Annotated in this window: 3 protein-coding genes; 2 read left to right on the forward strand and 1 reads right to left on the reverse strand. The window is 72.9% G+C overall.

Annotation, left to right across the window (positions count from 1 at the left end; translation table 11 throughout):
• Positions 1-528: ATP-binding protein (locus tag AB0C29_RS44900; protein WP_360833992.1), on the forward strand; the 528-nt coding region annotated here is incomplete at its 5' end.
• Positions 516-1,175 carry a response regulator transcription factor gene (locus tag AB0C29_RS44905; protein WP_360833994.1) on the forward strand — a complete coding sequence of 220 codons (660 nt, stop codon included), beginning with the start codon at positions 516-518 and terminating at the stop codon, positions 1,173-1,175. The genes AB0C29_RS44900 and AB0C29_RS44905, both read left to right, overlap by 13 nt.
• Before the next feature lie 37 nt (positions 1,176-1,212).
• Here the strand turns inward: AB0C29_RS44905 and AB0C29_RS44910 are convergent, their stop codons facing one another.
• Positions 1,213-1,995 carry an LLM class F420-dependent oxidoreductase gene (locus tag AB0C29_RS44910; protein ID WP_360833996.1) on the reverse strand — a complete coding sequence of 261 codons (783 nt, stop codon included), beginning with the start codon at positions 1,993-1,995 and terminating at the stop codon, positions 1,213-1,215.
• Positions 1,996-2,186 lie beyond the last annotated feature (191 nt).

Below are 2,186 nucleotides of genomic sequence, written 5' to 3' on the forward strand. Positions count from 1 at the left end.
CTGGTGGCGACCACCGTGCTGCTCGGCGCCGCCCGCCGCATGCTCACCCGCGATCCCGCCGAGGCCGAGGCGCTGCTGGAACGCGCGCAGAGCTCGGCCGAGCTGGCCCTGGCCGAGCTGCGCGCGGTGGCCCGGGGCATCCTGCCGCCGGTGCTGGCCGACCGCGGCCTGGCCGGCGCGCTGAACGGGCTGGCCACCGACAGCGCCGTGCCGTGCCGGATGGAGGTCGACGTACCGGACCGCTGCGCCGCCTCCGTCGAGTCCACCGCCTACTTCGTGGTGGCCGAGGCCCTGACCAACATCGCCAAGCACAGCGGAGCCACCCAGGCCACGGTCGAGGTGCGCAGCAGCGGCGGCCGGCTCCGGCTGCGCATCACCGACAACGGCCGGGGCGGTGCCGACGAGACCGGCGGCTCGGGCCTGATCGGCATCCGGCGCCGTATCGAGGCCCTCGACGGCACCCTGACCATGACCAGCCCGCCCGGCGGGCCGACAACCCTGGAGGTGGAGCTGCCGTGCGGATTGTGATCGCCGAGGACGATGCCCTGTTGCGGGAGGGACTGGCGTTGCTGCTGCGCGCCGAGTCGCTGGACGTGGTCGCCACCGCGGGCACCCCGGACGCCTTCCTGGCGGCCATCGACGAGCACGCTCCGGACGTGGCCATCGTCGACGTGCGGATGCCGCCGACGCACTCCGACGAGGGGATCGTGGCGGCGGTCGAGGCCCGGCGGCGCCGGCCCGGCCTGGCGGTGCTGGTGCTGTCCGCGTACGTCGAGCAGATGTTCGCCACCGAGCTGCTCGCCGGCGGGGCCCGGGGCCTGGGTTACCTGCTCAAGGAGCGGGTGGGCCGGGTCGAGGAGTTCCTGGAGGCGCTGCACCGGGTGGCCGGCGGCGGCACGGCCGTCGATCCTGAGGTGGTGGCCCAGCTGTTCGCCCGGACCCGCCCGGACTCGCGGCTGGACCGGCTCAGCCCGCGCGAGCGCGACGTGCTGGCACTGATGGCCGAGGGGCTGGGCAACCTGGCCATCGCCGAGCGGCTCTTCGTCAGCGAGGGAGCCGTGCACAAGCACATCCGCAGCATCTTCAACAAGCTCGACATGGCGCCCGACGACCGCTCGGACCGCCGGGTCGCCGCCGTCCTGCGCTACCTGGACGGCCGCGAGCGCGCAGCCTGAACGCCGGCGGCCGGGCCCGTGGGCCCGGCCGCCGTGCTCACGCGTTCTGCTCGTCGCGCCAGGCCAGCCACTGCTTCAGCGGGCCCAGATCGGGCTTCGGCCCACCGACGCCGACGGTGAAGAGCGAGACGCCCTTCTCGCGCAGCTCGGGGCCGCCCGCCGACGGATCGCCCTTGGGGGCGCCGGCCGACACCTCGATCTCGGCGGCGTCGCGACCCACGTCCGCGCAGTGCCCGCGCAGCACCCCGAGCTTGCGTTCGATGGTCTCGGCGTCACCGAAGCTGTGCCAGATGTCGGCGTGCTTGGCGACCAGCTTGAGCGTCTTCTTCTCGCCACCGCCGCCGATCAGCACCGGGATGTCCCGGGTCGGCGGCGGGTTGAGCTTGCCCCAGCGGGACTCGATCCGCGGCAGCGCCTCGGCGAGGTCGTCGAGCCGGCCACCGGCGGTGCCGAAGTCGTAGCCGTACTCCTGGTAGTCCTTCTCGAACCAGCCGGAGCCGATACCGAGGATGAGCCGGCCGTCGCTGATGTGGTCGACCGTGCGGGCCATGTCCGCCAGCAGCTCCGGGTTGCGGTAGCTGTTGCAGGTGACCAGGGCGCCGATCTCGACGCGGGAGGTCGCCTCGGCCCAGGCGGCGAGCATCGTCCAGCACTCGAAGTGCAGACCCTCGGGCTCGCCGTAGAGCGGATAGAAGTGGTCCCAGTTGAACAGCACGTCGACGCCGAGCTCCTCGGCCTCGGCCGCCGTGCGGCGGATGGTGGCGTAGTCCATGTGCTGGGGCTGGAGCTGCAGCCCGATCCTTACCGGCCTGGAGGTCATGATCGCAGCCTAATCCCGTACGGAGTGTGATCTACCGCTCGGGGGATTCTCAAGGTCAGCACAGGTTCGTATCGCAAGATGGTGACCATGCGTAGACGGACAATGCTGGCCGGACTGGCCGCCACCGCCGGCGCCGGCGCCCTGACGGCGTGCACGTCGCCGAGCGGCCCGGGCGGGTCGGCCACGGCCTC

The organism is Actinoplanes sp. NPDC048791, from assembly GCF_040650095.1.
In the GTDB taxonomy this organism is placed as follows: Bacteria; Actinomycetota; Actinomycetes; order Mycobacteriales; family Micromonosporaceae; genus Actinoplanes.

Excerpts from the sequence above, each read along its gene's own strand:
- AB0C29_RS44910 (WP_360833996.1), bottom strand. The coding sequence starts at position 1,995 with ATGACCTCCAGGCCGGTAAGGATCGGGCTGCAGCTCCAGCCCCAGCAC.